Here is a 7,441-nt window from a genome sequence, read left to right on the forward strand (position 1 = left end):
GCGCGAAGCCGGGCGTGCCGACGGTGGCGGCCGGCACGGCGGCGGCGACGAAGTTCGGCTGCTCGAGGCCGTCGACCGCAGGGCCGAAAGCGGGGGAGCCGAAGGTAAAGGTCGCGAGCACGCCGCTGCGGTCGACCGCCTTGTCGGCGGTGGTCGGACGCGCCACCGAGTAGACCGTCAGCGTGCCGCCGTCCAAAGCGGCCTTGATGTCGTCGAGCGAGCTTTCGACGAAGTCCAGTGTCACGTTCATGTCGATCTCCTTACAAAGAGGCGCGTTTGCAGGAGAAATTTTCAAGTTCTGTGCCAGTCTCTCGCAATAGCGAGAAAGACAGGCGCCGCAGCGGAGTTGCGCGAATCTTGCAACGTGATCTGTCAGCGAGCCGACCGTCGCTTTCGCGGTGCTGGAAGCGATGATGTCGGACATGCGCCAGACATCGATGAGGCCTGACATGACGACCGACGTCGCCTACGCCATCTGCAGCTTCAACGACATCCCGAGCCGCCGCGCCATGGGCTTCCAGCTCATGATCGTGGCAGAGGACGGCAGCCATCGCCCCTGGCCGATCTTCGTGATCCGCTGGGGCAAGCAGGTGTTCGGCTATCTGAACATGTGCCCGCACGACAAGGTGAACCTGGACTGGGAGCGCAACCAGTTCATGGACGGCAACGGCCTGCGCATCCTCTGCGGCAAGCACGGCTCGCTGTTCGAGATCGGCACCGGAATGTGCGTCGACGGCCCGTGCAAGGGCGAGAGCCTGACGCCGGTGGCCCTGTCGGTCATCGACGGCGACATCTGCGTCACCGGCGTGACCCTGGTCGAGGACGACGAGGACGACGAGGAAGAGGCCGGTATGCAGTGTGAGGAAGGCTGAGATCTCACACGAAGTCCCGACGCGAGCGCCGGGACTTCAGCTTGTGCTAGGTGCCGTTTCTAACCTCTTGGCACCTCAACTTATATAACCCTCGCTGTCATCGTCCGCGAAGGCGGACGATCCAGTACGCCGTGACGTCTCGGTTCTACATCATCTGCCGCGGCGTACTGGATGATCCGCCTTCGCGGAGCATGACAGCTGTGGAGATGGTAAGAAAACCTCATACCGGCCGGTTTTCGTTGCGGTTCTTCACCGGCTCCATCTTGGCCAGCGCGTCGGCATAGGCGATGACCTCGTAGCTCTCGCTGAACTTCACGGCGGCGTCGAGCACGTAGTCGAGCTTTCCGGCGGTGTCGAGCTTCTTGATGTCGTTCTTGTCGATCGACAGGAGATCCATCATCTCCTTCCAGACCGTCGATTCATCGCACGGCAGGACGTAGAACGTCACATCGCCCATCTTGATGCGGTACTTCGCCAGGAGGTCGATGTTGTTGCAGAACATGAAGTAGCTACCGTCGGGCTTCAGCAGGCCTTTCAGCACCTCCACCGCCGTCTCGAGATAGGCGAGCGAGTGGATGTAGCCGACCAGCACCGGGATGGTGGGCTCGCCGTCGTTGACGATCGTCAGCACCTGCTCGATCGAGAAATCCGGCGGGCGCTTCTCGTCGGCGACCTGGGTCTGGAATTTCAACGCGATGTCGCCGCGGAAGCCGAACCGTCCGGGCTTCGTGGTCGGCGCCTTCAGCACGGCGTTCAGCAGCCGTCCTTCCTTGTCGAGTTGCGCGAGCGCGGTGGTCTCGATCGCAACCGTCTTCTCCAATGTCGTCATCAGCAAATCCCCTCGCATGTCCTTCATGAGCCGTTCGCCGCACGGCGCGGTCAAAAGGGCGGTGATGCAAGTTGTCTGCCGATGTTCGTTGCGCGTTGATTTGCCTGGAATTTTCGCCCGTCGGGCCGGTCGATTGTCGGATTTGCGCCGCGACATCGTGGCGTCACGGGCGCGACACGGCGTGAACCGCGCCTGTCGCAAAGCCGACACGCGTCGGAAACGCCACAGCGACATCGCGAAAAGCCGTGTTCTTTCAGGCCATTGTTCCATGGCACGAGACTTGCCAATTCGGTTCTCAACAGCCGAATGGGAAAGGCCAGACGATGATGATCAACCTGACCGACAGCGCCATCAATGCGGTCCGCAACGCGATCACGACCTCGGACAAGCCGGTCGACGGCCTCCGGATCATGGTCGAGGCCGGCGGCTGCGCCGGGCTCAAATACAACATGGGCCTCGTCAGCGGCAGCGAGCCGGAGGACACCGTGATCGAGCGCGAGGGCGTGCGCGTGCTCGTCGATCACAAGAGCCTCGAATATCTCGAGGGCACCACGATCGATTTCGTCGTCGCGCTGGAAGGCTCCGGCTTCACCTTCGAGAATCCCAACGCCAAGTCGAGCTGCGGCTGCGGCAAGTCGTTTGCTTGATCCCGTCAACATCTGAAAGAGCTGATATCATGCTGGTCGAAACCCAGGGCATCGTCGAAGCGCCGGCCCAGATGAGCGAGCGCGAGCGGATCATCCGCGCCGTGATCGAGGAGGTCCGCCCGAACCTCAAGCGCGACGGCGGCGATTGCGAGCTCGTCGAGATCGACGGCAACAAGATCATGGTCAAGCTCGCCGGCGCCTGCATCTTCTGCAAGCTCGCCAGCGCGACGCTCGAGGGCATCCAGGCCCGGATGATTGAGAAGCTCGGCGAGTTCGTCCGTCTCGTTCCGGTGGCCGGCGCAGCGAAGGCGCGGCATTAAGGAGCGGCCTTGCGCCCGGTGTATCTCGACAACAACGCCACGACGCGCGTCGACCCCGAGGTCGTCGCGGCGATGTTGCCGTTCTTCACGGATCAGTTCGGCAACGCCTCGTCCTCGCATGCCTTCGGCAGCGAGGTCGCGGGCGCGGTCCGTCAGGCGCGCAAGAGCCTGCAGGCGCTGCTCGGCGCCGCGTTCGACCACGAGATCGTCTACACGTCGGGCGGGACGGAATCCGACAACACCGCGATCCTGTCGGCTCTGGAGACCCAGGAAGGACGCAGCGAGATCGTCACCACCGCGGTGGAGCATCCCGCGATCCTGACACTGGTCGAGTATCTCCGCGACAAGCGTGGAGTGACGGTGCACCTGATCGGTGTGGATGCCGCCGGGCGGCTCGATGTCGACGCCTACAAGCGCGCGCTTGGGCCGCGCACCGCGGTCGCCTCCGTGATGTGGGCGAACAACGAGACCGGTACGCTGAATCCCATTCCTGAGCTGGCCAAGCTCGCGCATGACGCCGGCGCGCTGTTTCACACCGATGCCGTACAGGCCGTCGGCAAGATCGCGATCGACCTGAAATCCGCCGGCGTCGACATGCTGTCGCTGTCCGGACACAAGCTGCACGGGCCGAAGGGCATCGGTGCGCTGTATGTCAGGAAGGGCACGCCGTTCGCGCCGCTGGTGCGCGGTGGCCCGCAGGAGCGCCGCCGGCGGGGCGGCACCGAGAATGTTCCCGCCATCGTCGGCCTCGGCAAGGCGGCCGAACTCGCCGCAAAGCATCTCGCCGACGAGCAGGGCCGAGTCCGCGCGCTGCGCGACCGGCTGGAGCAGGGCATCATCCAGGGCGTCGGCCATTGCGCCGTGCTCGGCGATCCCGATCAGCGGCTTCCGAACACGGCCAACATCGCCTTCGAGCATCTCGAAGGCGAGCCGATCGTGATGCGGCTGAACCAGGCCGGCATTGCCGCCTCGCTCGGCTCCGCCTGCGCGTCCGGCTCGATGGAACCGTCGCATGTGCTCAGGGCGATGAACGTGCCGCCGGAGCTGCTGCGCGGCGCGGTGCGTTTCTCGTTGTCGCGCGACACCACCGACGACGACATCGCGCGTGTGCTGGCTGTGCTGCCCGACATCGTCGGCCGGCTGCGCGAGACATCGCCGGCCTGGCTGCAACATCATCCGTCAAACGCGGCGGACGCCCTTCGTCCCACGGAGCTTACGCAATGAAAGTCATGATCCGCCGCTCGCCGGAAACCGGCCTCTCGATCTACGTCCCCAAGAAGGACCTGGAGGAGCCGATCGTCGAGTCCGAGCACGAAACCTTGTGGGGCGGCTGGATCAAGATCGCCAATGGCTGGGTGCTCGAGCTGCCGCAGATGGCCGCCGACACGCGGCTGCCGATCACGATCAATGCGCGCAAGCGCGGTGGAGAAGGGGACGAGTGATGAATGCGCCGCTTCCTCATATCGACATCATCAAGCAGGCCGACGCCGAAGCGCTGCTGAAGGATGTCGTTGCCAAGCTCAAGGCCGGCAAGATCGTTCCGTTCCTTGGGCCCGCCGTGTCGGAGCAGTCCGGCGCGCCGGTGCCGATGAATCCGGAGGCGCTGGCCGCGTTCTTCGGCACCAAGGTGGCGCTGCCGCGCCGGGCGAAGGGAAATGCCTGGGCCTCGGCACAGCACATCGAGAGCACGCGTCACCGCTCGACGGTCACGGCACTGATGGCGGAAGCTTTCGCGACGCCTGTCGCGCCGACGCCGCTGCAGCAGCATCTGGCATCGCTGCCACTGCCGATGATCGTCGACAGCTGGTATGACGGCGCGATGCGGACCGCGCTGGTGGGCCGCGGCGATTGGGGCGAGGTGCAAGGCATCACCCGCGCCGGCATCGGCGAGGACCGCTGGTATCGCTTCTACGACGCTGCAGGCGCCGAGAGCGATCGCGAGAAGGCCAATGCCTGGACCACGCTGCTGTACAAGCCGCATGGCGGCATCACGCCGGCCAAGAACTTCCTGATCACCGACGCCGACTATGTCGAGGTCCTGACCGACATCGACATCCAGACGCCGATTCCTGACACCGTGAAGGATCGCCGCACTGATCGCGGCTTCCTGTTCATCGGCTGCCGCTTCAATGACCAGCTGCTGCGCACCTATGGCCGCCAGGTCATCAAGCGCTCGGGGAGCGAGCATTACGTCCTGGTCGAGCCGGACACGCTGTCGAAGAACGAGCTGAAGTTCTTCATTGCCGAGCGGCTGATTCCGATCGCGATCCCGCTGGCGCGTGCCACCGAGATCATCATCGGCGGCTGAGCTCGATCCGTCCCCATCACGAACAGCGCGGCCGCAAGCCGCGCTGTTTTGCTGTGCGCTTGGCGTCGAATCCGAGTCTGTAACGTTTCTAACAACGCATCAAACGAGAGGCTTTCGCATGTTGGCAAGGCGACAGCCGCGATGATTTTGCTAAGGCTTTGATAGTTCGCAGGAATGATCTTGTTCGCGGCGTGGCACGCGAGTTGCTGAACTCCTTTGCAAGGCGGTTTGCGGCTCGCCAGCAACGTTAAGGAGCGGACATGGACGCGTCAGTGCAGCATGAACAGGCGACGATACCGGACGGCGACAAGCTGAGCTCGGTGATGCAGACCATCGCGGAACACAAGGGCTGCGGCACCTCGGGCGGCAGCGGCAAGGCGAGCTGCGGCTCGGGCGCCGGCGAGAACGACCTGCCGCCGGAAATCTGGGAGAAGGTGAAGAACCATCCCTGCTACAGCGAAGAGGCGCATCACCACTATGCACGCATGCATGTCGCCGTGGCGCCCGCCTGCAACATCCAGTGCAATTACTGCAATCGCAAATATGACTGCGCCAACGAGTCGCGTCCGGGCGTCGTCAGCGAGAAGCTCTCGCCGGAGCAGGCCGCCAAGAAGGTGCTCGCGGTCGCCTCGACCATTCCGCAGATGACCGTGCTCGGCATCGCCGGTCCCGGCGATCCGCTCGCCAACCCCGAGAAGACCTTCAAGACGTTCGAGCTGATCGCGCGCACCGCGCCCGACATCAAGCTCTGCCTGTCGACCAACGGCCTCGCGCTGCCCGACCATGTCGACACCATCGCCGGCTTCAACGTCGATCACGTCACCATCACCATCAACATGGTCGATCCCGAGATCGGCGCCAAGATCTATCCCTGGGTATTCTGGAAGCACAAGCGCTACACCGGCGTCGAAGCCGCCAAGCTTCTCACTGATCGCCAGCTGCAGGGCCTGGAGATGCTGACCGAGCGCGGCATCCTCTGCAAGGTCAACTCGGTGATGATCCCCGGCGTCAACGACAAGCACCTCGTCGAGGTCAACAAGGCGGTGAAGTCGCGTGGCGCCTTCCTGCACAACATCATGCCGCTGATCTCCTCCCCGGAGCACGGCACCGTGTTCGGCTTGACCGGCCAGCGCGGCCCGACCGCGCAGGAGCTCAAGGCCCTGCAGGACGAGTGCGAAGGCGAAATGAACATGATGCGGCACTGCCGCCAGTGCCGCGCCGACGCCGTCGGCCTGCTCGGCGAGGACCGCTCGGCGGAGTTCACCACCGACAAGATCATGGCGATGGAAGTGAACTACGACATCGACAGCCGCAAGGCCTATCAGGAGGCGGTCGAGAGCGAGCGTGTCGCCAAGGTCGTCGCACGGCAGGAGGAGCTTGCCTCGCTCGCCGGCCAGTCCAGCGACATCAAGCTGCTGGTTGCGGTCGCGACCAAGGGCTCCGGCCTGATCAACGAGCATTTCGGGCATGCCAAGGAGTTCCAGGTCTACGAACTCTCCACGGCCGGTGCGAAGTTCGTCGGTCACCGCCGCGTCGACCTGTACTGCCAGGGCGGCTATGGCGACGAGGACAGCCTGGAGACCGTGATCCGCGCCATCAACGACTGCCATGCGGTGTTCGTGGCCAAGATCGGCGGCTGCCCGAAGAGCGACCTGCAGGCCGCCGGCATCGAGCCGGTCGACCAGTTCGCCCACGAGTTCATCGAGAAGTCGGCGATCGCCTGGTTCAAGAGCTATCTCGACAAGGTCAACAGCGGCGAGATCCAGCACGTCGTGCGCGGCGACGCCGAGATCCGCCAGGGCGCGCTGACCTCGGCGGCGTGAGATCCGATCCCGGCGGCGCCCCGGAGCCGCCGGCCCCCTTCGACAGGAGCGTTTCATGACTTTGAAGATCATTGCCTCGCAATGCACGAGCTGCTCGGCCTGCGAGCCCGAATGCCCGAACGTGGCGATCTCCGAGAAGAACGGCACCTTCGTGATCGACCCCAAGAAGTGTACCGAGTGCATCGGCCATTTCGACGAGCCGCAATGCGCAGCGGTCTGCCCGGTGGACAATACCTGCGTCATCGACAATTCGTTCCCGCGCTACCAGCCGCCGGCCTGAGGAGACCCAGATGAACTTCACGCTCACGCCAGCCGCGCAGAAATTCATGCGCATGATGCTGCGGGCCGACGGTGGCGCTGGCGCCGGCTTCCGCCTCGCGGTGTCGCCGGGCGGCTGCTCGGGTCTCGCGGCCGACATCAGCGTAATCGCGACGCCGCTCGCCGGCGACGCCGTGGTTGAGCGTGACGGCGTCAAGCTGTTCCTGCCGGCTGAGAGCCGGCTGCTGCTCGACGGCGTCACCATCGACTTCGCCGACACGGCGACACAGACCGGCCTGGTGTTCCACGATCCGAAGCAGGTGTCGTGTTCCACCCATGCCCTGAAGGCGCTGTAGCAGCAGGACGGCACGCCATGCCAACGGA

At 64.4% G+C, this 7,441-nt stretch carries 10 protein-coding genes and 1 pseudogene; 9 read left to right on the plus strand and 2 right to left on the minus strand.

The genetic code is table 11. From position 1 onward, the window contains the following. Nucleotides 1-250, minus strand: a pseudogene (locus BRAS3809_RS01190) (hypothetical protein); the annotation flags it as partial. 199 nt (nt 251-449) lie between these two features. Between BRAS3809_RS01190 and BRAS3809_RS01195 the strand changes: the two are divergent. Then, on the plus strand, nt 450-872 hold the full coding sequence (locus tag BRAS3809_RS01195; RefSeq protein ID WP_035654868.1) for a Rieske (2Fe-2S) protein: 423 nt from the start codon (nt 450-452) through the stop codon (nt 870-872). A 220-nt stretch (nt 873-1,092) separates the two neighbouring features. Here the strand turns inward: BRAS3809_RS01195 and BRAS3809_RS01200 are convergent, their stop codons facing one another. After that, nucleotides 1,093-1,701, minus strand: coding sequence for a hypothetical protein (locus tag BRAS3809_RS01200; RefSeq protein WP_006609669.1), 609 nt, complete (start codon nt 1,699-1,701; stop codon nt 1,093-1,095). A gap of 326 nt (nt 1,702-2,027) precedes the next feature. On the opposite strand from BRAS3809_RS01200, the gene BRAS3809_RS01205 reads away from it, so the two are divergent. From BRAS3809_RS01205 to BRAS3809_RS01240, 8 genes are all read left to right on the plus strand, one after another. After that, nucleotides 2,028-2,348 (plus strand): HesB/IscA family protein, encoded by a 321-nt coding sequence (locus tag BRAS3809_RS01205; protein ID WP_008960276.1) that lies wholly within the window; start codon nt 2,028-2,030, stop codon nt 2,346-2,348. A 29-nt stretch (nt 2,349-2,377) separates the two neighbouring features. Continuing rightward, a complete protein-coding gene (locus tag BRAS3809_RS01210) occupies nt 2,378-2,668 on the plus strand; it encodes a NifU family protein (RefSeq protein WP_008960277.1) in 291 nt (96 codons plus the stop codon). Nucleotides 2,669-2,677: 9 nt separating this feature from the next. Beyond that, on the plus strand, nt 2,678-3,892 hold the full coding sequence (gene nifS, locus BRAS3809_RS01215; protein ID WP_008960278.1) for a cysteine desulfurase NifS: 1,215 nt from the start codon (nt 2,678-2,680) through the stop codon (nt 3,890-3,892). Further along, a complete protein-coding gene (nifT, locus tag BRAS3809_RS01220) occupies nt 3,889-4,110 on the plus strand; it encodes a putative nitrogen fixation protein NifT (protein ID WP_008960279.1) in 222 nt (73 codons plus the stop codon). The genes nifS and nifT overlap by 4 nt, the downstream gene beginning before the upstream one ends. After that, a complete protein-coding gene (locus BRAS3809_RS01225) occupies nt 4,110-4,976 on the plus strand; it encodes an SIR2 family NAD-dependent protein deacylase (protein ID WP_008960280.1) in 867 nt (288 codons plus the stop codon). Before nifT ends, BRAS3809_RS01225 begins: the two co-directional genes overlap by 1 nt. A gap of 260 nt (nt 4,977-5,236) precedes the next feature. Further along, the gene (gene nifB / locus BRAS3809_RS01230) at nt 5,237-6,799 is read left to right on the plus strand and encodes a nitrogenase cofactor biosynthesis protein NifB (RefSeq protein WP_008960281.1); all 1,563 of its coding nucleotides are present in this window, start codon (nt 5,237-5,239) and stop codon (nt 6,797-6,799) included. Nucleotides 6,800-6,854: 55 nt separating this feature from the next. Then, on the plus strand, nt 6,855-7,079 hold the full coding sequence (locus tag BRAS3809_RS01235) for a YfhL family 4Fe-4S dicluster ferredoxin (RefSeq protein WP_006609676.1): 225 nt from the start codon (nt 6,855-6,857) through the stop codon (nt 7,077-7,079). A gap of 10 nt (nt 7,080-7,089) precedes the next feature. Continuing rightward, complete coding sequence (locus BRAS3809_RS01240; RefSeq protein ID WP_008960282.1) at nt 7,090-7,413, plus strand: HesB/IscA family protein; 324 nt, start codon at nt 7,090-7,092, stop codon at nt 7,411-7,413. Nucleotides 7,414-7,441: the final 28 nt, after the last annotated feature.

The sequence above is a fragment of the Bradyrhizobium sp. STM 3809 genome, assembly GCF_000239795.1.
Taxonomy (GTDB): domain Bacteria; phylum Pseudomonadota; class Alphaproteobacteria; order Rhizobiales; family Xanthobacteraceae; genus Bradyrhizobium.

Bases quoted from the DNA above. Each gene is read 5' to 3' on its own strand.
- nifB (WP_008960281.1), top strand. From the start codon at position 5,237: ATGGACGCGTCAGTGCAGCATGAACAGGCGACGATACCGGACGGCGAC.
- BRAS3809_RS01225 (WP_008960280.1), top strand. From the start codon at position 4,110: ATGAATGCGCCGCTTCCTCATATCGACATCATCAAGCAGGCCGACGCC.
- BRAS3809_RS01240 (WP_008960282.1), top strand. From the start codon at position 7,090: ATGAACTTCACGCTCACGCCAGCCGCGCAGAAATTCATGCGCATGATG.
- nifT (WP_008960279.1), top strand. From the start codon at position 3,889: ATGAAAGTCATGATCCGCCGCTCGCCGGAAACCGGCCTCTCGATCTAC.
- BRAS3809_RS01235 (WP_006609676.1), top strand. From the start codon at position 6,855: ATGACTTTGAAGATCATTGCCTCGCAATGCACGAGCTGCTCGGCCTGC.
- BRAS3809_RS01210 (WP_008960277.1), top strand. From the start codon at position 2,378: ATGCTGGTCGAAACCCAGGGCATCGTCGAAGCGCCGGCCCAGATGAGC.
- BRAS3809_RS01195 (WP_035654868.1), top strand. From the start codon at position 450: ATGACGACCGACGTCGCCTACGCCATCTGCAGCTTCAACGACATCCCG.
- BRAS3809_RS01200 (WP_006609669.1), bottom strand. From the start codon at position 1,701: ATGACGACATTGGAGAAGACGGTTGCGATCGAGACCACCGCGCTCGCG.
- BRAS3809_RS01205 (WP_008960276.1), top strand. From the start codon at position 2,028: ATGATCAACCTGACCGACAGCGCCATCAATGCGGTCCGCAACGCGATC.